Below are 26,939 nucleotides of genomic sequence, written 5' to 3' on the forward strand. Positions count from 1 at the left end.
GTGCGAAAGGCACCGGCCTGTATCAGCCAATCACAAACAGTGGCTGACCGTATTCAACAGGCTGGCCGTTTTCAACCAGAATCTGTTTGATCGTGCCTTCGAAATCGCTTTCGATTTCGTTCAGCAGTTTCATTGCTTCGATAATGCACAGGGTGTCGCCTTTGGCAACGGATTTGCCGATATCTGCGAACGGCGCAGCGCCCGGTGCAGATGCGCGGTAGAAGGTGCCGACCATCGGGGATTTAACGATATGGCCTTCCGGTACTGCTGGTGCAGCCGGCGTCGCAGGTGCTGCTGCGCCTGGTGCGGCGACAGCAACCTGAGCTGGCGCTACTTGAGCGTGCTGGGGCATCATGACCACTTGATTCTGAGGGATCGCCGACGATTTGACGATACGGACTTTGCCTTCACCTTCGGTAACTTCCAGTTCTGCGATATCCGATTCTGCGACGAGGTCAATCAGGGTCTTGAGTTTTCTTAAATCCATATGGAGTCCCCTAGAAAAGAGTGGTTCTTTGAAAATAAGCGCGCAATATAGAATGATTCCTCGGTTATTGCAACGCTGATGATTATTGGATTATATCCTAAATTAATTCGCGTAAATCGAAGATGCGCGAAGATAAATGGATTTAGATTGATTTTAATGCGAAATCGACTGCCATGCGGTAACCATCTGTGCCAAAGCCGCAGAGTACGCCGCGGGCAATTGCCGATAAATATGAGTGGTGTCTGAAGCTTTCCCGTGCGTGAACGTTGGAAATGTGGACTTCGATAAACGGGATGGCGACGCCGGCCAGTGCGTCGCGCAGTGCGACGCTTGTATGGGTCAGACCGCCGGGATTGATAATGATGGCGTCAATTTGCTCAGTACGCGCAGCATGAATGCGGTCTATCAGTGCGCCTTCGTGATTGCTCTGGAAGCATTGCAGCGTGGCGCCTGCTGCCAGTGCCTGTGCAATCGCAGCCGCCTCAACATCCGCCAGCGTGGTTGACCCGTAGGTCGCGGGTTCCCGCGTTCCCAGCAGATTCAGATTCGGGCCGTTCAGCAGCAGAAGTTTGCCAGCCATAGTCGCGTTGAATTTGACGAAGATGGCCGCATTTTGCCGCTAATAAATGAAGAATGGCAAGAAAAAAACGTGTTATTTTGATTTTTCTGAAGATAATTTGGTGATATCTGTATGCAATTCTTCCATTTTCAGGCGGCCCAGATAGGTTTTTGCGACTTTACCTTGTCTGTCAATTAACAGAGTAAATGGCAGTGCGCCGGATTTATTGCCCAGCTGGCGGGATAAGTCTGTGCCTTCCATGCCTGCAACCATCACCGGATAGCTGACATCATATTTTTGCAGGAATTCTTTGATGTTCGACGGGCTGTCTATGCCGATGCCAACGATTTGCACGCCTTTGGACTGCATTTCTTTCTGCAGTGCTGACAGTTCAGGCATTTCTTTTACGCATGGTGCGCACCATGTTGCCCAGAAATTCACCAGCAGCATTTTTCCCTGATAGTTTGCCAGCGTTTGTGTCTGGCCATTGCTGTCTTTGAACGGGCGACTCAGCAGACTCGCAGTGGCATCATTGTTCACAGGCGTGGTTGCAGCATAAATGCCGAAGGCGGCACTCAGTGTGCCGGTCAGGATGGCGGCAATCAGGAATTTTTTTTTCATACCGGGTTCTGTTGGTGATCGCGGTCAGTTATTTCGTAAAAATGTATTCCGGGTATCGTGCGGATACCAGAAAACAAATGCATCTTACTCCGATTCTGTATCGCTTGCCGACGCTGTCTGTTCCAGCAGTCTGCGCAGAGCCGTAATGTCAGCCCGCTCGGCAGCTTTGGTGCCCCCGCGGCGTATTGCATCGCGGTCATGCACAATCAGATGCACGCCTTCGCGCCGGTACATAAAGCTCAGCGTCTCTTCCACGTCATCGCGACTGCCCTCGCCGACGTCAAACTGTACATCTTTGTTTAACAGGAAGATCGATACTTCTTTGATATTGTCCGGATACAGGTGCAGGTAAATATCAGAATGCTCACCGGCGGTGCCATTCAATACTGAGCCTACCAGGTAAGGCTGAAACTCTTCCAACTGTTCCATGAGTTCCAGTGCCAGTTCGCGTAATTGCTGCAAGCGCGCGGGCTGGGTGTCGCCGAAGAAGATTTCATTATATTCACGAACCTGTTGTTCGATTTCGGCATTGTCCGGCAGGTAATCGCCGCGCACTTTCTGTTTGCCCAGAATCTGGCGTGCAGCTTTTTGTTTGGCGCTGGAATAGTCCGCGCCGTCTTCAGCGATCATACGCGCCGCCAGTGCGGCAATTTCAGCACGGAGTGCTTCTGCTTCTTGAGGGTGATAAATCATAGTGATTGCATCATATCGTATGCGGTAAAAGCCTGCCAGCCGCCGGTCAGAAGCTGAAAACCCGCGATTCCGTCAGCGCAGCTTATGCGCCTGCGCATAGGGAAAAGCAACAGGCTCAGGTAGAATTGCAGGATTCGGATGTTTGGAAATTCTATGCATATTCATATCTTGGGTATTTGTGGCACCTTTATGGGTGGTCTTGCTGTTCTGGCAAAAGAGGCTGGTCATACCGTCACAGGTTGCGATGCCAATGTGTATCCGCCGATGAGTACCCAGCTGGAAGCGCAGGGCATTACCCTGATTCAGGGTTTCGGGGCAGAACAAACCGCCCTCGAACCGGATTTATATGTAATTGGTAATGTCGTCTCGCGCGGCAATCCGCTGATGGAAGAAATCCTGAACCGCGGTTTGCCTTATGTGTCCGGCCCGCAATGGATGGGTGAGCACATACTGCGTCAGCGCTGGGTGCTGGCGGTCGCCGGGACGCATGGTAAAACAACTACTTCCGCGATGCTGGCATGGATACTGGAATACGCCGGTTATGCACCGGGTTTCCTGATTGGCGGCGTACCGCGCAATTTCGGTATCTCTGCGCGTCTGCAGGGAGCGCACAGCTCCGATTTCTTCGTAATTGAAGCCGATGAATACGATACAGCGTTCTTTGATAAGCGCAGTAAATTTGTGCACTACCATGCACGCACCGCAATTCTGAATAATCTGGAATACGATCACGCCGATATTTTCCCGGATCTGCGTGCGATAGAAACACAGTTCCACCATCTGGTGCGCACCGTTCCCGGTGTCGGTCGTCTGATCGTCAACGGTAATGAAGAGGCGCTGGGGCGTGTGCTGGAGCGCGGTCGCTGGAGTGAATGTGAACTGTTTGGTAATGGTCAGGCGTGGTCACTCGAATTGCAGGAAGGCGAAGCGTTTGATGTGTATTTCCACGGCAAGCTGTGCGGACGCGTCCAGTGGGAACTGAATGGTGCGCATAACCGTATGAATGCCCTGGCAGCGATTGCTGCCGCCCGCCATGTCGGCGTGCAGCCTGAAGTTGCGGCAGAAGCTCTGTCCGCATTTCAGAGCGTTAAGCGCCGTATGGAGGTGCGCGGGGTTGAGGGTGGCGTTACGGTTATCGATGATTTTGCGCATCACCCGACCGCGATTGAAACTACCGTCAGCGGTTTGCGTCGCCGTGTCGGCAATGCACGTATTCTGGCAGTGCTGGAGCCACGCTCCAACACGATGAAGCTTGGCACCATGAAAGATGCTTTACCACCAAGCCTGAAAGATGCGGATCTGGTGTTCGGTTATGGCGCGCTCGAAGGTAAGGATGCAATCGGCTGGGATCTGGCCGGCGCACTGGCACCGCTGGGTGAAAAAGCTGCGGCCTACCATGATTTGCCCGCGCTGATTGCTGCAGTCACCTCTGCTGCAAAACCGGGTGACTACGTACTGGTGATGAGTAACGGTGGCTTCGGCGGTGTGCATCAGAAATTACTGGATGTGCTGAAAGCGCGGAGCGCTGCAGCATGATTCTGTACTTACACGGTTTCCGCTCGTCACCTGCCTCTTTCAAGGCCCGTGCTATCCAAGCCTTCATGGAGCAGCAGGACAGAGCCGCTGATTTTGTCTGCCCGCAATTATCACCATCGCCGAAAATCGCAATAGAACAATCGCTGTCGTTGATTGAGGGCATTCCCGCTAGCGAACTGACCGTGATCGGCTCTTCGCTGGGTGGCTATTATGCGACCTGGCTGGCAGAGCATACCGGTTGTCGCGCAGTGGTCGTGAATCCGGCGGTGAAACCACCGCGTGAGCTGGAATCCTATGTCGGCACCACCACTTACTATCACAGTAACGAAGTGTTTGAATTTTTGCCGGAATATGTGGATGAGCTGCGTGCGCTGGCAGTCGGTGGCATCACGCGCCCTGAACGCTATTTCCTGATGGCTTCGACCGGTGACGAAGTACTGGATTATCGCGAAATGCTCAGTTACTACCATGGCGCGATGCAAATGATTATTCAGGGCAGCGATCATGGTATCGCTGAATTTGCCGATCATTTACCGTTTGTTCTGCAATTCTGTGATCGTCGTTATGGCTGATGCAACGAAGCAGACAGCTGTAATGCAATTCCGTCGCACGGCAGTATGGCATGCCCACAGTGCAGCCACCGGTGGCGGACGCGCGCTGAAACACTGGCTGGAAGACCGGGGATCACTGACGGCAAGGCTGGTGGCACGCTGCCGGCAATTCCGGGTGCAGAAACTGTCGCAGCAACTGGCATGCAGTCTCTCCGATGAATTTGCGGCACTTGGTCTGGCGCGGCGTACACGGGTACATCAGCGCGAAGTGATTTTACGTTGTGACGGTGTGCCGGTCATTTACGGACACACGGTTGTTCCATTAAGTGCAAGCCATCAGCAATGGCCTTTATTCAGTTCGCTGGGTGAACGCTCGCTTGGCAGTACTTTATTTTCTGATCCGCTGGTGCAGCGCGGTGATTTGCAATTTGCGCGTCTGAATGCGGGACATCCGCTGATGCAGCGCATCTGGCGTGAGTTGCCGGAATTGCGCGGCATTCACAGTCTGCCAGCACGACGTTCTTTGTTCTGGCGTAAAGGTGCCTGTCTGATGGTAACCGAAGTTTTTTTACCGGCGGTGCTGCAATTGCCACCTGCCGGTGCAGTGAATACGATTAACCGGGAGCAGCAGGCTGCAGATGTGCAGTCTGCTGTTTCCCTAAACCAAGCATAAATGCATGAATGTTTTTTTTGAAGAATCCGGCGATTTCAAAGCGGGAAGCATATTAAGTCAGGCTGGCGAAGCATTTCAGGTGGAATTGCCGACCGGCAAACGCACCAAAGTGAAAGGCAAGGATGTGTTCCTGCAATTCAGTGCACCTGAACCGGCAGACATGATGGAGCAAGCCCGCGCAGTGGCTGCTGACATGGATCTCGGATTTTTGTGGGAAGTGGCAGGGCAGGAAGAATTCAGTTTTACCGAACTCGCAGCGGAATATTTCGGTGGCACACCGGCCACCCATGAAACGGCAGGACTGATTCTGGCATTGCATCAGTCGCCGGTGTATTTCCAGAAAAAAGGGCGTGGTCGTTATAAAGCCGCACCGGAAGCAACGCTGAAAGCGGCGCTGGCGGGTATTGAGAAAAAGAAACAGCAGTTACTGATTCAGGCTGCCTATGTGGAACAACTGAAACAGCATCAGTTACCGGATGCGTTTAAACCGCTAGCGCGTGCCTTATTGTTTAAACCGGATAAAAACGGCATCGAATATAAAGCGCTGGCGGAAGCCTGCGAGCAATTGCAAACCACACCGGCACGCCTGCTGCTGGAAACCGGCGGTTTTGCTTCGGCGAAAGATTTGCATCTGGCGCGCTTTCATTATGAGCATTTCCCGAAAGGCACAGGTTTCCCGGAACTGCCTATGCCGGTTCTGCCGGACGATTTGCCGGTTGCGGATGTTGCCGCTTTTTCGATTGACGATGTCACGACCACAGAAATTGACGATGCTTTTTCTGTTACGCCGCTCGATGACGGCAAAGTGCGTATCGGTATTCACATCGCCGCGCCGGCGCTGGCAATTCAGCGCGATGATGCAATTGATCAGTTAGCGCGTTCGCGCATGTCGACGGTATATATGCCGGGCGATAAGATTACGATGCTGCCGGATTCGCTGGTCGACGTATTCACGCTCGGCGAAGGTCAGACCCGCCCGGCGGTGTCCCTGTACACCGTGCTCGATACGCAGGACTGGTCGGTACTCAGTACCGAAACCCGGATTGAGAAAATTCCGGTGGCGTCGAATTTGCGTCATAACGATCTGGATGCACTCGTCACGGAAGAAAATCTGGCAGCCGGCGCCGGTGAATATCCGCACAAGGCCGATATCGCTTACATCTGGCAATGGGCGCTGGTGCTGGAAAAAGCCCGTATGGCCAAGCGTGAAGCTTTTGGCCTGAAGCCGGAACAGAATAACCGCGTCGATTTCAATTTCTACGTTGAAAACGACGTTGTCAGCATCGTTCGTCGTAAACGTGGTGCGCCGCTGGATAAAATGGTTGCAGAATTGATGATTTTTGCAAACAGTACCTGGGGTAAGCTGATGGCTGACCACGGGATTCCGGGCATTTACCGTGCACAGGGCGTGGCCGGCGGACGTGGTCCGGGGAACTGGACTGCGCGTATGCAGGTTCGTATGCTGACCCATGCAGCACCGCATCAGGGGCTGGGTGTGGATCAGTATGCATGGAGCACATCGCCGCTGCGCCGTTATACCGATCTGATCAATCAGTGGCAGATCATCGCTTGTGTGCAGCACGGCATTACCGCACCGCTGGTGGCGCCGTTCAAACCGAAAGATGCTGATCTGTATGCGATTGTGTCCGGTTTCGATGCGGCGTATTCGGCGTATGCGGACTTCCAGTCCGGCATGGAGCGCTACTGGTGTCTGCGCTGGCTGCAACAGGAGCAGGCGCGTCAGGTGGATGCGGTGGTGCTGAAAGATGAAATTCTGCGTCTCAGTGATATTCCCCTGGTGATCCGTATGCCGGGCATGGCGCAAGTTGCACGCGGCGCACAGGTGAAACTGGATATTCTGCGCTGGGATGAGCTGGATCTGAGTGTCGAAGCACGCTTGCTGGAAGTGCTGGGACAAACCGATCTGGGCGAAGACGAAGCGGAAGATGAGGCAGATGCTGATGCAGATGCTGATATGTCAGAGGAAATGTCCGCTGACAGCGAAGCCGAAACAGATGTCGCCACGTCAGAAGATGCGCAAACCATGCCGGAAACCGAACCACAGGATGCTGTTGATACCGGACTGAATGCAGTCTGATTACTTTTCTTTTTGAGCATGCTGAAACAATTATCGCGTTCTGATCGTTTGCTGGTGCTGACCCTCGGCGGGTCGGCACTGATGCATTTGCTGGTCTTGTTTTTTGTCCATTTTGTCGCGCCGGTGACCCGTTCTGAAGCCATGCAGGATAAAGGGCTGGAAGTGATACTGGTGAATACCCGTCACGACAAAAAACCGGCAAAGGCCGACTTACTGGCACAGGCCGATCTGGAAGGTGGCGGTAATGCGGAAGATGGCCGCAGCAAATCACCGCTGCCGGATCTGCAAAAAGTAGAGAACGGCGATAGCCTGCGTGCAGCTGCGCGCCGCATTGAAGAGCTGGAGCAGGTACAGAAGCATTTGCTCGATCAGGCAAAAGCCAAAACCAATTTCCACGTTGCCGAGCAGGATAAGCGCAAACTGGATCAGAAGCCGGTGAACACGCCGGGCGCAGAAGATCTGGAAACGTCCAAAGCAATTGCGCGTATGGCGGCGGAAATTAATCAGACGATTGAAGACCAGAACCGCCGCCCGCGTAAATCGTTCATTACGCCAACCACACAGCGCGTTGGTTATGCGATTTATTACAAGCAATTGCAAAAGCGGATTGAAGAATTCGGTACGCTGAACTTTCCGCGTAAAGACGGCAAGAAAATGTACGGCGAGCTGATTGTGTATATCCCGATTTTTCAGGATGGCAGCATCTATGAAAAAGAAGGCGGCCCGCGCATCGAAAAATCGTCCGGCAATAAAGATCTGGACAAAGCAGCACTGAAAATCGTACGTAACTCTGCACCCTACGGGCATTTTCCGCAAAACATGCGTTCGCGCGATAAAGACGATGTCTGGGTGGTCATTACCCATTTCCGCTTCACGCGGGATCAGCAACTGGAAACCGAATTACGCGGAGGCGTGAAGTAATGCAACAACCGGATGCTTATGTTGTCATCGGAAACCCGGTAGGACACAGTAAATCTCCCTACATACACGCTGCATTTGCTGCACAAACCTCGCAGCAGCTGCAGTACGGCACACTGGAAGCGCCGCTGGATGAATTTGCCGCCACAGTGCGCAAGCTAATGGACAGCGGTGCACGCGGTGCAAATGTCACTGTTCCGTTTAAGCTGGAAGCATTTGCGCTGGCAGACAGCATGACCGCGCGCGCCCGTGCCGCCGGTGCGGTAAATACACTGCTGTTTCAGGATGGCAGAATACTTGCGGATAACACTGATGGCATCGGACTGGTCACCGACATCGTACAGAACGCTGCCTGCAGTCTGCGTGGTAAGCGGGTGCTGATGCTGGGTGCGGGTGGTGCGGCACGCGGCGCTTTACTGCCGCTGGCAGAGCAGGCCCCGGCTGCGCTGGTGATCGCTAACCGGACGCTGGCACGCGCACAGGATTTACTGGCCGTGCTGCGCAGTGATGCGCCGGACTGTGTTGCTGCTGCGAGCACGTTTGCAGATTTGCAGGGACCGTTTGACGTGATTATCAATGCGACTTCTGCCAGCCTGCACGGAGAATTACCACCGTTACCGGCAGGCTTAATGCATGCAGAAACCCTGGCCTACGACATGATGTATGGCGCGCAGGAAACACCATTCTGCCGTTATGCGCGTGAGCAGGGTGCACAAACCCGCGACGGGCTGGGTATGCTGGTGGAGCAGGCGGCGGAAGCGTTTTATCTGTGGCGTCAGGTCAGACCGCAAACTACGGCTGTGCTGGCTGAACTGAGGACTATGCTGCAGAAAGGATAAGGCTGTGAAGTTGCTGCGTCGTTTACTGTTCTGGCTGGTGCTGATGCCCACGCTGCTGTTCCTGCTGGTACAGGCCTATTTCTTTGTACAGATACTCTGGTGGGTTGATCACAATCCATCCTCCACCAGTTTCATGCGTCAGCAGGAAGCGGTGCTGAGCGAACAAAATCCCGCATTCAAATTGCAGCACAAATGGGTGCCGTATAACAAAATCTCCGCCAATCTGAAACGCGCCGTGATTGCATCGGAAGACGATGGCTTCGCAGAACACGAGGGTGTGGACTGGGAAGCTATGCAAAAAGCATATCAAAAAAACCAGAAAAAGGGTAAAGTGGTGTCTGGCGGCTCAACCATCACACAGCAACTTGCCAAGAATCTGTTTTTATCCGGTGAGCGCAGTTATTTGCGCAAAGGTGAGGAACTCATCATCACCTATATGCTGGAAGCCTGCATGGATAAAGAACGGATACTGGAAATTTATCTGAACGTGGTGGAATGGGGTGTCGGTGTGTTCGGGGCTGAAGCAGCCAGCCGTCATTATTACGGCATTCCGGCATCGTCACTCGGGCCTGCGCAGGCTGCGCGGCTGGCGGTGATGTTACCGCGTCCGCGCTACTACGATAAACACCAGGGATCAGCTTATCTGCAAAAACGCACGGATATGATCCTGAAACGGATGAACAGCGCGGAATTACCATGAAAATTCGCAAGCAGGCAGGACTCAGTCTGATTTCTGTGATGATTATTTTTATGTTGCTGGGTGCACTGGCGATGGGATTTTTATATACCATCCGTACCGGTCGTCTGCCGCTGAATGATCAGTTACAGCGCTGGGGCAAATCTGCCGGTGTGATTTCGAATGAACTGAAAAACGCCGCCGGTGTGAGTGGGGCAAACGGCGCAAACACTGCAGCACCCGCGTCCGGTACAGTTGCACCGAATGAAAACATGCCAGCACCGGTGACGGTGGAATCCGGCGTGAAAAAATGTGTGATTAATGGCCGCACCACGTATTCGGATACCGAATGTAATCAGCGTGCTGATGCAAAAAACGTCAAACTGCATGATGCCAAAGGATTTGAACGTCCTAAGCCAAAAGAAGATGACAGCAGCGCAAGTGTGGGCGATCAGGATTTCCGTCAGAAAATGCTGAATAAGGCGATTGATAAAGCCAGTCGCTGAGACTTAACGGCAGATCACGTCAGTACGGATAAAAAGGCAGCTGCGGCTGCCTTTTTTGCTTTTTGCCTCAACATCCGCCGCCTGAAATTTTTTGCTTCCGCGATGCCGGAAAATGCCTGCTCTGGTATTCAGCGCGCACAAACCCGTTTAAAATCGCGGTCATTCGATTAACCCGCTTCTTCCGGATGTCTCCATGATCAATGTCTTCGTTCTTCATAATGGCCGCCTCAGTCAGATCAATATCGAAAGCCGTGCTGATCTTGAGAACACGCTGCCGGTATGGGTCGATCTGACCGACCCGAACGAAGAAGAGCGCGAATGGGTGAAAAGCATTTACGGCGTCACGCTCCCGGGTGAAGACGAAGTCAAAGATATCGAAGCGTCCGCGCGTTATTACGAAGCAGATAACGGTGATTTGCATTTGCGCACCGATTTTCTGATCGATGAAGAAAACGAAGATGAACCGGCGCAGACCGTGACCGTGGCATTTATTCTGGCCAAGGAAATTCTGTTCTCGGTGCATCACACCGATTTGCCGGTATTCCGTTTAGTGCGTATGCGTGCACGCTCGCGTCCGGGTTCCATCAATGATTACCGCGATGTGTTGCTGGATTTGTATGCTACCGATGCTGAGTATTCTGCGGATGCGCTGGAAGGGATTTATCAGAAGCTGGAAGACGTCAGCCGCGCTGTGCTGCAAAAAGAATTCAGCGATCAGGACGCGGCTGCCGCGCTGAATGCCATTGCGCAAGAGGAAGATCTGAATGGCCGTATCCGCCGCAATATGATGGATACGCGCCGTGCGGTCAGCTTTCTGATGCGTGGCCGTTTGCTGAATGCTGATCAGTTTGAGGAAGCGCGTCAGATTCTGCGCGATATCGAATCGCTGGACGGTCACACCTCTTTCCTGTTCGATAAGGTTAACTTCCTGATGGATGCGACCGTCGGTTTCATCAACATTAATCAGAATAAAATTATTAAGATTTTCTCGGTTGCCAGTGTTGCTTTCCTGCCACCGACACTGATCGCCAGCATCTACGGTATGAACTTTAAAGGCTGGTTCCCGGAACTGGAATGGGAACTCGGTTACCCGTTTGCGCTGGTCTTGATGGTGGCTTCCGCAATTACCCCGTTCTGGTATTTCCGCCGCCGTGGCTGGCTGAAATAAGCCTGACTTTCCACCATGAATCCCGACCGGCTGCGTGCCGGTCTTTTTTTTGTCCATTTCCGGCATTTTCAGGCTGTTTTGCGGACTTCTGCACAGCGATCCGGCGGTCGTCGGCAGAAAGTCCGGCTCTCCGAAAATGGCAGATGCGGATATCTGCACAACAGATGTGTCGGAGATTAGCACTGTCGCTTCTTTGCTGCTGAAAAGTGAAGAATTGTCATACTGGATTGCTGTACGGAAATATTTTTCTATACTCTGACCTCAGAGGCTATTGCAATACGCTGACCGAATAAACAAGTAATGGCATAAACAGCCTGTCCTGAGGGGTTTTTAGTAACTCTTCTGCACAGTAGGCTGGCCTGGTATCCGGCGAGGCGATTTGCTGATCGGGCATTACAAAAACAGAAAAAGCGGTGAGGGAGACAGAAATGAAACTGAGTCAGTGGACGGTACGCCGGCGTCTGATCGTGAGCTATCTGCTCATGTTCATGTTGCTGATGGTGGTGGCGGTGACCGGATTTTACGGATTGCGGGTATCCAATCAGGCGCTGCATCACGTGGTGGACGTGAATGTCCGCAAGATGGCATTGCTGGAAGATATGTCGGATGCAGTGCATGTGGTGTCGCGTGTGATGCGCACCGTTGCGTTGTTGGATGACGTTGCTGCGCGTACAGATCAGGAAAGAAAGATTCCGGAAACCCGTGAAAAATACAATAAAGCGTTTGAGTCGCTGAAGGCGATGCCGCTGGACAATGCTGGCACGCAATTTGTGAAGGAGATTGCACATCAGGCGACAGTCACACGTCCGCTGAACGACCGCTTTCTGGCGCTGGAACTGGCCGGAGACAAGGCAGCGGCAGCTTCTGTGCTGATGAAAGAAGCCATTCCGGCCAATACGCAATGGCAGGACATGATCCACCATTTCATTACGTTGCAGCGGGGAAAGAATCTTGCGGATGAACATCAGGCTGAACTCGCTTATCAGGAAAGTATTCTGATCATGGCGGGAATCACAGCCTCTGCACTGGTTCTGGTGATTGTGATCTCGGTTGCCATTACCCGCTCGCTGCTGAAACAACTGGGTGGCGAACCAGCGTATGCGGTACAGGTGGCTGGCATTATTGCTTCCGGTGATTTGTCGAAACCGGTCATTGTGGAAGCAGGAGACAACAGCAGCCTGCTGTTTGCGATGTCGGAAATGCGTCAGGCCTTATCGGTGATGGTGGCGGAATTACGCAGCAGTGCCGGTGAGTTAGCGCATTCTTCTGATGAGATTGCTTCGGGTAACGTTGACTTGTCACAGCGTACTGAAGAGCAAGCCAGTTCGCTGGAAGAAACGGCAGCAGCACTGGAACAGCTGACCGAGGCTGTACGCCTGAATGCAGAAAATGCCTGGAAGGCCAATCAACTGGCGTCTGAATCGACAGCACTGGCCGGTACCAGCAACGACATGGTTGCGGCGCTGATACGGAATATGGATGCAATCGGCGAGTCGTCCGGAAAAATTGTGGAAATTATCAGCCTGATCGATGGCATCGCTTTTCAGACCAATTTGCTGGCGCTGAATGCCGCGGTAGAAGCAGCACGCGCCGGTGAGCAGGGACGTGGTTTTGCCGTTGTTGCCAGCGAAGTCCGTACACTGGCGCAGCGCAGCGCGTCAGCGGCGAAGGAAATCAAAGACTTGATTGCCGATTCGGAACTGAAAGTGAAAAAAGGCACGGGGCTGGTCAAAGAAACCGAAGCCAGTATCAGCAGTATGGTATCCAGCGTCAGAAAAGTTGGCGAAGTGATTGCTGAAATTGACCATGCGAGCGCGGAACAGCGTACCGGTATTGAACATATACAGGCTGCCATTGCCAATATTGATCAGGTTACGCAAAAGAATTCGACGCTGGTGGAAGAAGCTGCAGCAGCATCGGAATCCATGCGACGGCTCAGTCATCAGCTCGAAGATATGGCAGCGCGCTTCATGCTGGCGGAGGGACTGAGCATTCGTCCGGCTGCGGCAATTGCAGGGAAGGGGCGGACGGGCCGTCAGCCGCCGCTGAAGCCACTGCTGAGCTGATCCGGCGGGCACCGGTATCGCTCACGCCAAAGGTATTCATCAGCCCATAACGACCCAAAATAGCCCGGAACAGCACCATTTGCGGAGTTCAGCATAGCAAAAGCCCGGACGTCGGCAGAAAGTCCGGGCTTTTACAAAGTACAAATGACGATAATTGCACAGTGGTGGTAACCTGCTGCCGCTGTACGACAAGCAGATTAATGCGCTGCTTCCCAGTTCGCACCGATACCGGTTTCTGCGATCAGCGGCACATCCAGTTTTGCGACATTCGCCATCAGTTCCGGCAGGCGGGTGCGCACCAGTTCCAGTTCACTGTCCGGCACTTCCAGCACCAGTTCATCATGCACCTGCATAATCATGCGGGTCTGTAACTGTGTACTTTCCAGCCAGTTTTGCACAGCAATCATCGCCAGTTTGATCAGATCAGCAGCCGTGCCCTGCATAGGCGCATTAATCGCCGCCCGTTCCGCACCCTGACGGCGCGGGCCATTGGCACCATTGATTTCCGGCAGCCACAAACGGCGGCCAAACACAGTTTCCACAAAACCGTGGGCTTTCGCCTTGGTACGCGTATCCGCCATGTATTGCGCCACACCCGGATAACGCTGGAAATACCGGTCGATATAGTTTTGCGCCGCACTGCGTTCTATGCCCAGATTACCGGCCAGACCGAAGGCGCTCATGCCGTAAATCAGACCGAAATTAATCACTTTGGCGTAACGGCGCTGTTCGCTGGTGACCACATCCGGTGTCACACCGAAAATTTCAGCGGCGGTGGCGCGGTGAATATCTTCGCCATTGGCAAAGGCTTTAAGCAGATTCGCATCGCCGGAAATATGCGCCATGATGCGCAGTTCAATCTGCGAATAATCAGCGGAGACGATATGGTGACCGGGCGCGGCGATAAAGGCTTCGCGGATGCGGCGGCCCTCGGCGGTGCGCACCGGAATATTCTGCAGATTCGGATCATTCGATGCCAGACGACCTGTCACCGCCACCGCCTGCGCGTAATTGGTATGTACCCGTCCGGTGTGCGGATGAATCATTTTCGGCAGCTTATCGGTATAGGTCGATTTCAGTTTCGCCAGACCACGGTATTCCAGCACCAGTTTTGGTAAAGGATAATCTTCCGCCAGTTTTTGCAAGACTTCTTCATCGGTCGATGGCGCGCCGGACGGCGTTTTTTTGACGACCGGTAAACCCAGTTTCTGGAAGAAGATTTCGCCCAGTTGCTTCGGTGAATTCAGATTAAAGTTTTGCTCAGCCAGCACATAGGCTTGCTGCTCCAGCTCATGCAAACGCAGCGCGATTTCTGTGGACTGACGGTTCAGCATGTCCGCATCAATCAGCACGCCGTTGCGTTCAATTTTTTGCAGCACCACAGAAACCGGTACTTCGATATTGCTGTAAACGTATTGCAAACCTTTGTTGTTCTGCACTTCCGGATACATGGCCTGATGCAACTGCAAAGTAATGTCGGCATCTTCCGCGGCGTAGGCGGTTGCACGTTCAATATCGACTTCCGCAAAACCAATCTGATTCGCGCCTTTGCCGCAGACTTCTTCGTAAGCAATGGTTTTTTTGCCCAGATGACGCAGCGCCAGATTGTCCATGTCATGCGGACGGTGCGATTCAAACACATAGGATTGCAGCAGTGTATCGTGCGCAATGCCACGCAGCGTGATACCGGCATTGGCAAACACGTGGGCATCGTATTTCAGATTCTGGCCGACTTTCAGTTTGTCCGGATTCTCCAGCCAGCTGCGCAGTTTGTTCAGCACCAGTTCACGTGGTAACTGATCCGGCGAACCCGGCGCCGTGTGCGCCAGCGGGATATAGCAAGCTTTGCCCGCTTCGCAGCATAGGGAAATGCCGACCAGTTGCGCATGCATCGGTTCCAGCGAATTGGTTTCGGTATCCACCGCCGTCAGCGTTGCTGCGTCGATGGCTTTCAGCCAGTCGTCCAGTGCGGCTTCGGTCAGTACCGTCACATATTCTGCCGGAGCAGCTTCGGTGGCATCGCCGAATAAACTGCCCTGACTATCAGCCGCCAGTTGCGGTGCATCCGGTTGCGGACGTGCCGTTGCCAGTGGCGTCGCGCCGGCAGTGGCATCCCCGGACAATTCACGCAGCCAGGTTTTGAAACCGTAGCGACCAAAGAAGGTAAGCAACGCCTCTTTGTCTTCCGGTTTGCTGATCAGCGTGTCGGTAATGCTTTGCATATGCGCACTGAGGTCGCAATCGGTTTTTACGGTAATCAATTGACGGCCGGTTGGCAGCCAGTCCAGCACATTGCGCAGATTTTCACCAACCACGCCTTTGATGCTGGCGGCATTGGCGATCACGCCATCCAGCGAATCATATTCTGTCAGCCATTTCACTGCGGTTTTCGGGCCGCATTTGCTGACGCCGGGCACGTTATCTACGGTGTCGCCGATTAAGGTCAGATAATCGATGATGCGGTCAGGGCGTACGCCGAACTTCGCCAGCACACCGGCGTCATCCATGATTTCATTGCTCATGGTATTGATCAGTGTGACATTCGCATTGACCAGCTGCGCCAGATCCTTATCACCGGTGGAAACCACAGTTTGCATGCCGAGGCGGGTCGCATCTACAGCCAGCGTTCCGATCACATCGTCAGCCTCAACACCTTCCACCATCAGTATCGGCCAGCCCATGGCAGCCACGACCTGATGTATCGGTTCAATCTGGGCACGCAGATCGTCAGGCATCGGTGCACGCTGGGCTTTGTACTCCGCATACATGTCATCGCGGAAAGTTTTGCCTTTTGCATCGAAAACACAGGCGATGTATGCTGCCGGATAATCGCTGCGCAAACGGCGCAGCATATTGATCATGCCGTAAATCGCACCGGTGGGCTCGCCATGTGCATTGCGCAAATCCGGCATCGCATGAAATGCGCGGTAAAGATAACTCGACCCATCGACTAACAACAGGGTATTTTGCATATGAGTGAAAAAATCGAAAACAGAAAAAATGTGGCGCAACTGCGCCAGATTATGGATAAGGATAAGGCTACAGCACTCAAGGCACGCGAGTCCTGGCACATGTTCACGATTATGGCAGAGTTTATCGACTCTACCGAGCGTTTATCATCGATTCGTCCGGCAGTCACGATTTTCGGTTCTGCCCGCACCAAACCGGATGATCCTTACTATGAAAAATGCGTGGATTTATCACGGCGTTTGTCGGATGCCGGATTCTCCGTCATTTCCGGTGGCGGCCCCGGCATTATGGAAGCAGCCAACAAGGGCGCTTATGAGGGCGCATCACCGTCGGTAGGCCTGAATATCGAATTGCCGCACGAGCAGCGCAGCAATCCTTGGCAAAACATTAGCCTGACTTTCCGCCATTTCTTTGCGCGTAAAGTGGCGTTCGTGAAATATGCGGATGCCTACGTCGTGTTTCCCGGTGGCTTCGGCACTATGGATGAAGTCAGTGAAGTGCTGACTCTGATGCAAACCGGCAAGTCGCGCAAGATTCCGGTGATACTGGTCGGTACGACGTTCTGGAGCGGCTTGCTGGAATGGATTAAAACCCAGATGGCAGGGAACGGTCTGATTTCGCCGGAAGACCTGAATCTGGTGCAAGTGATCGATGAGCCGGCCAATATCGTGGATGCGATTTTTGCCTTCTACGAAGCGCACGATATCGAGCCTTCCGATGAAGAGCGTCAGCGCATGCTGTATCTGTAATCTGCCGCTGTCACCGCCGCTGTTACCGCCGGTATCAGCCAGCGGCAAACTGTTGCCGGAAATTATCCGGCACCGTCAGCATCTTGCCTGCCTGATAGTCAAAAAACACAAAGCCGGTCTTGGCGATGGCAATCAGTGTCTGATCTGCCGGACGGCTGACGCGGTAAATGATATCCGCACCATACTTATTGAAATCACAAAATCCGGTTTCAAACAGCAGCGCATCATGGCGGTGCGCTTCGGCGCGGTATTTCACCGCCAGATCAGCAACCAGAATACCGGGGCCATCGTGTCCGGTTTCATCTATTCCCAAATGCTGTAAAAAGCGCGCCCGCGCTTCAGATAGTAAAGCCACCAGTGCTTCATTTCCCAGATGATCTGCTGCATTCACATCTGTCACGCGGACTTCAATTTGCGTGCTGAAACAAAATGCGTGCTCAGGTAAATTCAGTTCCAGTCGTGCCATCTCAGGCTCCGAAAAAAGAAAAAATGATGCTAACACGGCGCTTATGCACCGCGTGTTGTATGGCCGGTTAAATTAGCAGCAGGATATGTTGTCCTGAATTAACAATTGTTGTCGCAACCGCACTTGCAGATAGAAAAAATGCGCATACTATGAAAACCGGGATGCTGTTTAATCATTCATGGTGCGCTGACCTGCGCACTGCAGTGCACAAAAAAGCATCCGGTTTCTGAGGAAAACTTGCCGTCGTCCGGCAGGTCAGAAACCATAAACGGTGACGGGTATCCGTCTGCAAATGTCAGGACCCATCACCACCACAAAAACAGTCTGTACCGGCCACGCGGTGAAAAAATCGCAGAGGATGACAGATGGAACAGCAATCGGAATATATAGAAATCAGCGGTCAGGCTCCGGTTTCCTCCGAGCCTCCGGCAGATCAGACTGAGCGTCAGCTGCGCCGTCTGCGCTATCTGATCGAAAACACACCTGCCATCATCTACAGCAGCGTGCCGACCGGCGATTTTAAAATGACTTATGTCAGCAGTAACGCGCGCCGTATTCTCGGCTACGACCCGCGCATTATGGTGGCGGATCCGAACTTCTGGTTCGAGCATATTCATCCGGACGATGTGCCGAAAATTTTCTCCAGTCTCGCCATGCTGTTTTCTGAAGGCGAGCGTACTTACGAATACCGGTTTAAAGATTGCAGCGGACAATACATCTGGATGCATGACACGCTGCGTCTGATTCGTGATGAATCCGGTAACCCCCTCGAAGTTGTGGGCTCTTTAACGGATATCAGCGAGCGTAAAGCAATGGAAGAATCGTTACAGCGTCAGGGCGAAGAACAGCAGCGTCTGATCCAGAAATTACAGGAAGCGCAGGATCAGTTACTGCAATCAGAAAAAATGGCGTCGATTGGTCAGCTGGCTGCCGGGATTGCACATGAAATTAATAATCCGATCGGATTTGTAAATTCGAATATGGGTTCGCTGGAAAGTTATGTCGGCAGTCTGTTTGAACTGATTGGTAAATATGAGCAACTGATACGTCAGTGTCCGGGAGCCCAGGCACAGGTGACGGCGATGGAAAAACTGCGTCGTGACGCGGATCTGGAATTTCTGCAGGACGATGTCAGTGATCTGGTACGTGAATCGATGGAAGGTCTGAAGCGGGTCAAAGATATTGTGCAGTCGCTCAAAGACTTTTCCCATGTGGGCGAAACCGACTGGCAGGAAGCCGATATTCATCATGGCATCGATAGTACGCTGAACATTGTGTACAACGAAATCAAATACAAAGCGATTGTACAGAAAGAATACGGAAAACTGCCGCTGGTGAAATGTGTGATTTCACAAATTAATCAGGTAGTCATGAATTTGCTGGTGAATGCATCTCATGCGATCAAAGAAAAAGGAACGATTACGATACGTACCGGTACTGAACCCGGCGGCGTTTTCATTTCTGTTGCCGATAACGGCGGCGGGATTCCGCCGGATATTCTGAACCGGATTTTTGAACCCTTTTTTACCACCAAACCCATCGGGCAGGGCACAGGACTGGGGCTCTCTCTTTCATACGGAATCATTAAGAAACACAATGGCCGGATTGAAGTACAGAGTGAAGTAGGAAAAGGAACCTGTTTCACGATTCATTTACCGGTTGATCCGGATAAAGTTACTGTTGCATAAGGGAGCAGACATGGAAAACGGGCCTGTGGCTGCAACAGAAATTTTTTCTACTTTGCTGAATCTGCAGCAAAGTACCTTGTTTGAAATGATGACAGCGCTGAAGCTGGAGCCAGCTGAAACAGCATTGCTGGAAAGCTTACGCCCTCGTATGCACGAGTTCCGTGATTTGCTTGATCAGGCATTCATGGCGCACTTAAGGGATTCTCACCTGATCAGCTACGCATTGCCGGAACGTTTAATTGACCGCATTCGTCATCAGCAAAGCCAGTTATTTGAACGGCTGGCTAATCCGGTCTGGGAAGAACAATTCAGAAATGATCCCAGCCGTATTGAGTTCGCCCATCAGCAAATGGGTTTGAACAAAGACTGGTATTTTTCTGCATTCCGCAAATATCTGGCTCCGGTCTGGGAGCATCTGAAGCAAGAGCCGGTCTCGCAAAGTCAGCAGGCAATGCCGGTGCTGATGTCGCTGGTATTCAAAATTACGATGTTCGATCTGGGTATTGCGCTCGAAGTGTATTCGGAAGTTGAGAAGAAACGCTTTTTCGAATCCTATCTGACTGAGTTGCGTGTGATGCCGGACGATGAGCCGGCAGCACCGGTGGCAGAAGATCAGGACAGTAATCACGATGAGAAACGAGTGAAACTGGACAAGCTGGTTCAGCATTCGATGGCTCATTCTTCATCTATCCAGCAAATGTCTGTTGTATATCTGGGTTTGAATCAGTATCAGTATGTTGTGGATACACACGGATTTGAAACAACACGGTTGATTCTGCAAACGCTGGAAATCCGTATGCGTGATGCCTTGCGCAATAACGACATCCTGACCCATGTAGGCGGTGGAGAATTCTTATTTATTCTGATTAACAGAGGAAGTAGCGAAGAGCTGATCGGCTTTTATCAGAGTATCGCCCGGGTACTGACACAACCGGTTGTGCTGCTGAATGAATCCATGCAGTTCACTGCTTCCGCAGGTATCGCCAGCTATCCTGATGACGGACAACTGGCGGAAGATATTACACGTTGTGCGGAATCTGCTTATCATAAAGCGCAGGCAGCCGGTGCTGAGCATTTACATTTTTACTCCAGCCAGCTGAATGAAAAACTCGAAGACGATCTGAAGCTGATACGCGAATTGCGCAAAGCAATCCGCACAGACCAGCTGACACTGGTGTATCAGCCGAAAGTGTCCTTACTAAGCGGTGGTAATCACGCAGGATTTGAAGCGCTGTTACGCTGGCATCATCCTGAACTCGGACAAATTCCGCCAGCGCGTTTTATTCCGCTGGCAGAACGCAGCGATATGATTATTGATCTGGGTAAATGGGTATTGCAACAGGCTTGCCGTCAGATCGCACAATGGCGCGAAGCGAATATTCCGTTTGCTAATATTGCGGTCAATATTTCCCCTGTACAGTTTTTAGATCCGCAGTTTTTCAGTGAGTTGCAAACATTGGCGCATCAGCATGGTGTGCGTGGGCATGAACTTTCACTGGAGATTACTGAAAGTGTACTGATTCACGATCAGGCTGCATTGCAGGAACTGATGCGTGCGATTAAGGAAGAGGGTTTTCATTTCGCACTGGATGACTTTGGTACGGGATATTCAGCCCTTGGTTATCTGAAAGCGTTTCCGTTTGATTACGTCAAAATCGATCAGTCTTTTGTACGTGGTTTGCCGGAACATCAGAGCGATGCTTCGATTTGTAAAGCGATAATTTCGATGGCTCACAGCATGGGAATTGCTGTGATTGCTGAAGGTGTCGAAAAACTGGAGCAGGGTCAGTTCCTGGCTGAACAGCTTTGCGACCAGATTCAGGGCTTCTATTTTTCTGTGCCGCTGAGTGTGCAGGAGGCTGAGCAATGGCTGAATACAGAATTGATACTGCCTGCTGTGATGCGGCCTGCTGGGCAGCCGGAGCGTACATTATTGCTGGTGGATGACGAGCCGAATATTTTATCGGCGCTGCGGCGTTTGCTGCGCAAAGATGGCTACCGCATTCTGACTGCTTCCGGCGGGCCGGAGGGACTGGACATCCTGAGTAATGAAAAAGTCGATGTGATCATGTCTGATCAGCGTATGCCGGAAATGTCCGGCGTCGAATTTTTGCGTCAGGCACGCAAAATGTCGCCGGATACCGTCAGAATTATTTTGTCCGGTTATTCGGAGCTGCAATACATTACTGATGCGATTAACGAAGGTGCGATTTATAAATTCCTGACCAAACCCTGGGACGATGAACTGATACGCAAGAATATTGCCGATGCGTTTGCGTTCAAGGAAATGCTGACAGAGAACCATCGCTTATCTGATGAAATCCGTGTTTCTAATCGTGAGCTGGCTTATGTGAACCGCCAGTTGTCAGATTTACTGTATCAGCAGGAGCATCAAATACGGCGCGATCAGGTCAGTATCAACGTAATCCGTGAAATTTTGCACCAGATGCCCTTCGCCGTGATCGGTACGGACAGTGAAGAGAAAATTGTTTTTTGTAATCTTGCCGCTGAAACCTTATTCCGAGATCAGATGCTGCCGCTGGACGAATACGTCAGCACTGCCATGCCGGCATTGCTGCCGGTGTTGCATGAAACAAGTGAAGGTGCCATACGCGAACTGAACCTGCATCAGACGCTTTATCGCGCATGCTGGAAAGCGATGGGGCAGCATTCCACAGCGCGCGGTAAAGTCTTGATATTGTTCAGCCCGGACCAGCTGGTTCCACGGATGCATCAGGTGTCATCATGAAACCCGTTACAGAAGATTTTGTTCTCAGAAAAATGCATGAATTACCATCTCTGCCAAAAGCACTGACCGATGTGATTCATGCGATTGACCGTGACAATACAGATCAGCGTTCGCTGATTATGAAGCTGGCGCAGGATCAGGCTGTAACTACCAAAACCCTGCGCATTGCGAATTCCTCGTTTTACGGCCTTTCCTATCATGTGCATTCTCTATCCGATGCGGTATCGATACTGGGATTCCGCAGTCTGCGTGCACTGGTGATGGCAACGGTGGTGACAAATCAGATTCATCACTTCGATGTGGATGAGCATGAACTGGAAGCATTGCTGAATCATTCGATTCAGGTTGCGGTACATGCGCAGCTGCTGGCATCACATGTTCATTTTTTGCCGGAAGAAGCATTTACTGCGGGCTTGATTCATGATTTCGGGAAACTGATTCTGCTGTCAGAGTTTCCTGCACATTATGCGCAGGTACGCGAATTACAGAAGACTAAGGATATCAGTTTATGTGATGCGGAAGAGGGCATCATGGGAATGAACCATGCTCAGGTCGGAAAATTGCTCGCTGCACACTGGCATTTTCCACCTGAAATGCAGCAGGCGGTCGGTGAGCACCATATGCCGGTAACGATGCAAATGCATACCTTATCGGTACTGATTCACGCAGCGAATTTTCTGGTCAAAGAAACCTTCAGTCTGCCGGAGAAAATTCAGCAACTGCGCAGGAATGAGCTGATCTGGAGCATACTGAATCTGGATGAGCAATTGCTGGAAGATATGGCGGAAAAAGCAGATGCCGGTTTCCGCGAAATTCAGAGTATCTGGGTGCAGCCTTAAGGCTTGCTATTGGATTGCAGCACTGGCTGGACTATGCTGACAGAAAGACGCTGGTTTGAGCGGAGCTGTGTTTCAGAACCGATTAATAACGATAACGACGATAATGAGCGACACTGAACTGCAACAGGAAAGCGCACCGCGGCTGCTGTTTGTGGACGATGAGCCGAACATTCTGTCATCGCTGCGCCGCTTATTCCGCGCCCGTGGCTATCAGGTGTTTGTTGCCAACAGCGGAAGCGAAGGCCTGGCGCTGCTGGAACAGGAAAGCGTTGATCTGGTGATTTCTGACATGCGCATGCCGGAAATGGATGGCGCTGCATTTCTGGCGCAAGTGCGTGAGCGCTGGCCGGATTGCATCCGCCTGTTGCTGACCGGTTACGCTGATGTGCAATCGATTATTGAAGCAATCAACAATGGTGAAATTTATCGTTACATCACCAAGCCCTGGGACGACAACGATATTCTGCTGATTGTGCGGCAGGCGCTGGAACGCAAAAAACTGGAAAGAGAAAAGAACCGGCTTGAAGAACTGACGCGCCGTCAGAATGACGAGCTCAGGGAACTGAACGGCAATCTTGAAAAGAAAGTAGAAGAGCGTACAGCAGATCTGTGGCTTGCCCATTCATCGCTGATGGAAGCGAATGAAAAGCTGAAAAATAATTTCCTGACCTCGATTAAAGTCTTTTCCAGCCTGATTGAAATGCGCGGCGGTAAGCTTGCCGGCCACGTACGCCGCGTCGCTGATCTGTCGCGTAAAATCGCACGACGGCTGGGGCTGGACAGCAAAGAAATTCAAGAAGTGTTTGTAGCGGCTTTGCTGGCCGATATCGGAAAAATCGGATTTTCAGATGATTTGCTGGCCACACCGGTCAGTCAGATGACCGGTGATCAGCTCGGGCAGTATCACAAACATACGCTGCGTGCGGAAGAGTTGCTGATGCCTTTGCCGGATCTGGCGGGTGTCGCCAAAATTATCCGTAACCAGCACGAACGGTTTGACGGGCGTGGCTTTCCCGATCAGTTATCGGCGGCTGCGATTCCGCTTGGTTCGCGGATTTTGTCGCTGGCCAGCGATTTTGATAATTTACAGATTGGCGTGCTGGCGCCTAAGCGCGTACATCATGATGAGGCGGTACCGCTGATTTTGCGTGGCAGCGGCAATCGCTATGATCCGAAAGTGGTGGAAGTATTTCAGCAAATCATCGCCGGAATTCCTGAAGAGCCACATGATCAGGAACTGAATGTTCTGTTGCTGCAACCCGGTATGGTGTTGTCTGCCGATGTGCTTTCCAAAGATGGTTTATTGCTGTTACCTGCAGAATATGTGCTGGATGAACATGTGATTGAACGTTTGCAGATTTTCAGCGAACCGTTCGATCACAAAATGAATGTCCGTATTTATACAAACAGGAGGAAATGATGCGCCATGTCCTGTTACTGGATGATGAACCGAATGTGCTGTCCGCCCTGAACCGCAGCCTGCGCCAGATTGCCGGGCCGGATGCGCTGACCACAGAATGTCTGAGTTCACCGAAAGAAGCGATACAAAGGCTGGCGGAATCGGCATTTGATCTGATTATTGCCGACTACCATATGCCGGAAATGGATGGCGTTGCGTTTCTGCGTATTGCACGCGAAGTGCAGCCGGATTCAGTACGCATGATGCTGAGTGCTTCCGCCGAATTTAAGACGATACTCGGTGCGATTAACGAAGCCGAAGCGTTCCGTTTTATTTCCAAGCCATGGACAACGGAAGAGTTACGCGAGGTGTTCACGCAAGCCTGTGAACGTCACGATCAGATTCTGGCAGAGAAACAACTGGCGAATGAAGCGCGACAGTTGCACGGTGATCTGAGTCGTGAAGAGGCGGAAAGACAGCGGCTGGAAGCACTGGAACCGGGGATTACTTATGTGCGGCGCGGGCCGGATGGCGGCGTCTTGCTCGATGATTAAGCCGGTGCCGTGCGCGGCTGGCAGATGCCGCTGCGCTGGCAATTCCACAGGCAGCCACGTACAATGACGGGTTTTGCGCCGGATTGTCTGTGCGCGCATCACGAAAAATCTTCTTATGTCTGATTCTGAAAAAAACACCAAATCCATGCTGTACGATCCGAACGAGCGTCGTATCCGCAGCTTTGTGACCCGGGCCGGACGTTTGTCTGATGCGCAGGCGCGTGCGCTGGAACAACTGGGCCCGAAGTACATGATTTCTTATCAAAAAGAAGTCACTGATCTGAATACCGCATTCCCGCGTTCTGCGCCACTGGTGCTGGAAATCGGTTTCGGTATGGGCGAAACCAGTGCAAAAATTTCTGCGGCCTTACCGGATCTGAATTTTGTCGGCGTTGAAGTACATACGCCTGGCGTAGGCAGCCTGCTGAAGCTGACTGAAGAAATGGGCCTGAGCAATCAGCGCATTATTCAGCATGATGCGGTGGAAGTGCTGAACTACATGCTGGCGCCGGGCAGTCTGCACGGTGTTCATGTATTTTTCCCGGATCCGTGGCACAAAGCGCGCCACAACAAGCGCCGCCTGATTCAGGGCCCGATGGTGGAATTGCTGGCTTCCCGTCTGGCACCCGGAGGTTACATCCACTGCGCAACTGACTGGGAAGAATATGCTGTGCAAATGCTGGAAGTGTTAAGCGCAGAAAAAGCGCTGGAAAACACCGCAGACGGCTACGCACCGCGTCCGGATTATCGTCCTGTCACCAAGTTTGAAAACCGTGGCCTGCGTCTGGGACACGGCGTCTGGGATCTGGTATTCCGTAAAAAGGCTTAACCGTTTTGGCCTGACGCACTGACGGCTCAGGCATCTGCTTGCAGATCAAAGGCGCATCCATTGTGGTGCGCTTTTTTACTTTTTGGTTGGGATATATTGAATTTGGCCGGAATCCGGTGATTTCGTACTGTGGATACGTCCACTCTTACACACAGACTTTCCGGGTCAGGTTCCTGAGCAGGACGCCCGAAGTCTGCTTTTATTGTGCAAATATCGTCATTTGTGTTTTTCGGAGAGCCGGACTTTCTGCCGACGACCGCTGGATTGCTGTGCAGAAGTCCGCAAAACGGCTGTTTTTTGGCATTCCTGACGGTTCCGATGGCTTTCCATCGCCATATCGCCGGTTCAGATGGCTTGTTGTATCTCCGGTCAGCGTGTGACTGATACAGCATTTCCTTACTTAGCTGGCAAGCTGTTGCATTAAAATAATGCAATTCAAATACTGACACGGATGCCGGTGAGCCAGCTGATTTATCCCTACGAAGCCATACTGCAGGCCACTTCCGTGACAGCGCTGAGCGCAGCGGTACGTGATGCGGCACATCAGCTGGGATTTTCTTCATTTCATTACGGTGCACATGCGCCGGTCAAAGCCGATGGCGAGCGTGCCCGCTTTATTTTCGATGGTACTGAGCAACAACATGGCGGCGTGATTTCTTCCTATCCGGCATCCTGGTTTGAACGCTATCAGTCTGAAAAGTATATTGAGATTGATCCGCTGGTCAGCCATTGCTCGCAATCCATCATCCCAGTTATCTGGCATCAGCAGCCTGAGCCGGACAGCAAGCGGGTGAAAACCCTGTTTCATGAGGCGTCTGAGCACGGGCTGGCTGCCGGCGCAACGTTTTCCGTGATCGGCAAAAGCAGCGAGCTGGCGATTTTCAGTCTGACCTCTGAGCGCACTAATGCCAGCGAGCGCCGCCGCGTAGAAAGCCGGCTGGCACAGGGATATATGTTGCTGGCGTATCTGCACGAATCTGTTTGCAGGCTGGGTTTGCCTGTGAATCACACCGTCAGTCAGATCAGCCTGACACGCAGAGAGTGCGAAGTTCTGCAATGGGTATCGGCAGGAAAAACCTCGTGGGAAATCTCCCGCATTCTCGGGCTGGCTGAAGCAACCATCATCTTTCATATCAGTAATGCCAGCCGTAAATTACAAACCAGCACACGCACACAAGCCGTGGCACGTGCCCTGGCGCTGGGTTTGCTGCAACCATGACCATACGGCATTGAATGGCAATCCGCCGGTCAAGCTATAAGTTCTTATAGTTTATGCAGACTGCTATTTCCTTTGAAATGACAATC

Annotated in this window: 25 protein-coding genes; 18 read left to right on the forward strand and 7 right to left on the reverse strand. The window is 52.2% G+C overall.

Going from position 1 to position 26,939, the window contains the following annotated elements; translation table 11 throughout:
- Positions 1-22: 22 nt before the first annotated feature.
- The 4 genes from accB to KDM89_RS02780 form a co-directional block, all read right to left on the reverse strand.
- Positions 23-487 carry an acetyl-CoA carboxylase biotin carboxyl carrier protein gene (gene accB, locus KDM89_RS02765; RefSeq protein ID WP_212686390.1) on the reverse strand — a complete coding sequence of 155 codons (465 nt, stop codon included), beginning with the start codon at positions 485-487 and terminating at the stop codon, positions 23-25.
- A 142-nt stretch (positions 488-629) separates the two neighbouring features.
- Positions 630-1,067, reverse strand: a complete 438-nt coding sequence (gene aroQ, locus KDM89_RS02770) for a type II 3-dehydroquinate dehydratase (protein WP_212686391.1) — start codon at positions 1,065-1,067, stop codon at positions 630-632.
- Between the two features lie 72 nt (positions 1,068-1,139).
- A complete protein-coding gene (locus KDM89_RS02775; protein WP_212686392.1) occupies positions 1,140-1,667 on the reverse strand; it encodes a TlpA disulfide reductase family protein in 528 nt (175 codons plus the stop codon).
- Positions 1,668-1,751: 84 nt separating this feature from the next.
- The gene (locus KDM89_RS02780; RefSeq protein ID WP_212686393.1) at positions 1,752-2,360 is read right to left on the reverse strand and encodes a hypothetical protein; all 609 of its coding nucleotides are present in this window, start codon (positions 2,358-2,360) and stop codon (positions 1,752-1,754) included.
- Positions 2,361-2,513: 153 nt separating this feature from the next.
- Between KDM89_RS02780 and mpl the strand changes: the two genes are divergently transcribed.
- The 10 genes from mpl (at position 2,514) to KDM89_RS02830 (ending at position 13,391) form a co-directional block, all read left to right on the forward strand.
- Positions 2,514-3,896, forward strand: a complete 1,383-nt coding sequence (gene mpl, locus KDM89_RS02785) for a UDP-N-acetylmuramate:L-alanyl-gamma-D-glutamyl-meso-diaminopimelate ligase (protein WP_212686394.1) — start codon at positions 2,514-2,516, stop codon at positions 3,894-3,896.
- Positions 3,893-4,468 (forward strand): YqiA/YcfP family alpha/beta fold hydrolase, encoded by a 576-nt coding sequence (locus tag KDM89_RS02790; RefSeq protein WP_212686395.1) that lies wholly within the window; start codon positions 3,893-3,895, stop codon positions 4,466-4,468. The genes mpl and KDM89_RS02790 overlap by 4 nt, the downstream gene beginning before the upstream one ends.
- Before the next feature lie 22 nt (positions 4,469-4,490).
- Entirely contained in the window at positions 4,491-5,120 is a 630-nt protein-coding gene (locus KDM89_RS02795) for a chorismate--pyruvate lyase family protein (RefSeq protein WP_212686396.1), read from the forward strand.
- Positions 5,121-5,124: 4 nt separating this feature from the next.
- Positions 5,125-7,218, forward strand: coding sequence for a ribonuclease catalytic domain-containing protein (locus KDM89_RS02800; protein ID WP_212686397.1), 2,094 nt, complete (start codon positions 5,125-5,127; stop codon positions 7,216-7,218).
- A gap of 18 nt (positions 7,219-7,236) precedes the next feature.
- A complete protein-coding gene (locus KDM89_RS02805) occupies positions 7,237-8,139 on the forward strand; it encodes a TonB C-terminal domain-containing protein (RefSeq protein ID WP_212686398.1) in 903 nt (300 codons plus the stop codon).
- Positions 8,139-8,975 (forward strand): shikimate dehydrogenase, encoded by an 837-nt coding sequence (gene aroE, locus KDM89_RS02810; RefSeq protein WP_212686399.1) that lies wholly within the window; start codon positions 8,139-8,141, stop codon positions 8,973-8,975. The genes KDM89_RS02805 and aroE overlap by 1 nt, the downstream gene beginning before the upstream one ends.
- Before the next feature lie 4 nt (positions 8,976-8,979).
- A complete protein-coding gene (gene mtgA, locus KDM89_RS02815) occupies positions 8,980-9,675 on the forward strand; it encodes a monofunctional biosynthetic peptidoglycan transglycosylase (RefSeq protein ID WP_212686400.1) in 696 nt (231 codons plus the stop codon).
- Positions 9,672-10,157 carry a PulJ/GspJ family protein gene (locus KDM89_RS02820; protein ID WP_212686401.1) on the forward strand — a complete coding sequence of 162 codons (486 nt, stop codon included), beginning with the start codon at positions 9,672-9,674 and terminating at the stop codon, positions 10,155-10,157. Before mtgA ends, KDM89_RS02820 begins: the two co-directional genes overlap by 4 nt.
- 193 nt (positions 10,158-10,350) lie before the next feature.
- Positions 10,351-11,325: a magnesium/cobalt transporter CorA gene (gene corA, locus KDM89_RS02825; protein ID WP_212686402.1), complete on the forward strand. Its 975-nt coding sequence runs from the start codon at positions 10,351-10,353 to the stop codon at positions 11,323-11,325.
- Between the two features lie 428 nt (positions 11,326-11,753).
- Positions 11,754-13,391: a methyl-accepting chemotaxis protein gene (locus tag KDM89_RS02830; protein ID WP_212686403.1), complete on the forward strand. Its 1,638-nt coding sequence runs from the start codon at positions 11,754-11,756 to the stop codon at positions 13,389-13,391.
- A gap of 197 nt (positions 13,392-13,588) precedes the next feature.
- Here KDM89_RS02830 and polA read toward each other — a convergent pair whose 3' ends face one another.
- Entirely contained in the window at positions 13,589-16,363 is a 2,775-nt protein-coding gene (gene polA, locus KDM89_RS02835; RefSeq protein WP_212686404.1) for a DNA polymerase I, read from the reverse strand.
- 12 nt (positions 16,364-16,375) lie between these two features.
- Here polA and KDM89_RS02840 point away from each other — a divergent pair, with 12 nt between their 5' ends.
- Positions 16,376-17,110 (forward strand): LOG family protein, encoded by a 735-nt coding sequence (locus KDM89_RS02840; protein ID WP_212686567.1) that lies wholly within the window; start codon positions 16,376-16,378, stop codon positions 17,108-17,110.
- 34 nt (positions 17,111-17,144) lie between these two features.
- Here the strand turns inward: KDM89_RS02840 and KDM89_RS02845 are convergent, their stop codons facing one another.
- The gene (locus KDM89_RS02845; protein ID WP_212686405.1) at positions 17,145-17,576 is read right to left on the reverse strand and encodes an acyl-CoA thioesterase; all 432 of its coding nucleotides are present in this window, start codon (positions 17,574-17,576) and stop codon (positions 17,145-17,147) included.
- 365 nt (positions 17,577-17,941) lie between these two features.
- On the opposite strand from KDM89_RS02845, the gene KDM89_RS02850 reads away from it, so the two are divergent.
- From KDM89_RS02850 to trmB, 6 genes are all read left to right on the forward strand, one after another.
- Positions 17,942-19,264, forward strand: a complete 1,323-nt coding sequence (locus KDM89_RS02850; protein ID WP_212686406.1) for an ATP-binding protein — start codon at positions 17,942-17,944, stop codon at positions 19,262-19,264.
- Between the two features lie 10 nt (positions 19,265-19,274).
- Positions 19,275-22,013, forward strand: a complete 2,739-nt coding sequence (locus tag KDM89_RS02855; protein ID WP_212686407.1) for an EAL domain-containing protein — start codon at positions 19,275-19,277, stop codon at positions 22,011-22,013.
- Positions 22,010-22,852 (forward strand): HDOD domain-containing protein, encoded by an 843-nt coding sequence (locus KDM89_RS02860; protein ID WP_212686408.1) that lies wholly within the window; start codon positions 22,010-22,012, stop codon positions 22,850-22,852. The genes KDM89_RS02855 and KDM89_RS02860 overlap by 4 nt, the downstream gene beginning before the upstream one ends.
- A gap of 103 nt (positions 22,853-22,955) precedes the next feature.
- On the forward strand, positions 22,956-24,272 hold the full coding sequence (gene nosR / locus KDM89_RS02865) for a response regulator c-di-GMP phosphodiesterase, NosR family (protein ID WP_212686409.1): 1,317 nt from the start codon (positions 22,956-22,958) through the stop codon (positions 24,270-24,272).
- Positions 24,269-24,805, forward strand: coding sequence for a response regulator (locus KDM89_RS02870; protein WP_212686410.1), 537 nt, complete (start codon positions 24,269-24,271; stop codon positions 24,803-24,805). The genes nosR and KDM89_RS02870 overlap by 4 nt, the downstream gene beginning before the upstream one ends.
- Before the next feature lie 115 nt (positions 24,806-24,920).
- Positions 24,921-25,634: a tRNA (guanosine(46)-N7)-methyltransferase TrmB gene (trmB, locus tag KDM89_RS02875; protein ID WP_212686411.1), complete on the forward strand. Its 714-nt coding sequence runs from the start codon at positions 24,921-24,923 to the stop codon at positions 25,632-25,634.
- Positions 25,635-25,660: 26 nt separating this feature from the next.
- Here the strand turns inward: trmB and KDM89_RS02880 are convergent, their stop codons facing one another.
- A complete protein-coding gene (locus KDM89_RS02880; protein WP_212686412.1) occupies positions 25,661-26,083 on the reverse strand; it encodes a hypothetical protein in 423 nt (140 codons plus the stop codon).
- An 8-nt stretch (positions 26,084-26,091) separates the two neighbouring features.
- Between KDM89_RS02880 and KDM89_RS02885 the strand changes: the two genes are divergently transcribed.
- Positions 26,092-26,853, forward strand: a complete 762-nt coding sequence (locus tag KDM89_RS02885; RefSeq protein ID WP_212686413.1) for an autoinducer binding domain-containing protein — start codon at positions 26,092-26,094, stop codon at positions 26,851-26,853.
- Positions 26,854-26,939: the final 86 nt, after the last annotated feature.

The sequence above is a fragment of the Cognatundibacterium luofuense genome (assembly GCF_018139685.1).
Classification (GTDB): domain Bacteria; phylum Pseudomonadota; class Gammaproteobacteria; order Burkholderiales; family Burkholderiaceae_D; genus Undibacterium; species Undibacterium luofuense.